The following is a 310-nucleotide window of genomic DNA, read 5'->3' as shown; positions in this document are numbered from 1 at the left end:
TTAATTTAGAAGCACGTTTTAAGCTTAATATTAGTATTGAAGCAGATGATAACATTGGAACGCAACATCTCATTATTTCTAAAGGTACAATAGCAGCAGCATTTTCTCAGCAGCCTCCATTAGTTTTTGAAAATGACAGTAAAAAAGAAATTAAGGATGCAATCGTAACAGAGGGCATATCTACCGAAGATAAAACACCCGTTGAAACAAATAGACGACGTCGGCGTAAAAATCGGCAAGATGAGAGAAATGACAATTCTCTCTCCACTGTTTATAAAAAAGACGATACACTTAATGATGATTCCCGTGG

The 310-nt window shown here is 35.8% G+C and carries 1 pseudogene; it reads left to right on the top strand.

Going from position 1 to position 310, the window contains the following annotated elements:
* Positions 1-310: pseudogene (locus ACFIK8_RS09700) on the top strand (ribonuclease E/G); the annotation flags it as partial.

Source organism: Bartonella sp. MR168JLCBS, assembly GCF_042194175.1.
This window is presented reverse-complemented; position numbering and strand designations above follow the sequence as displayed.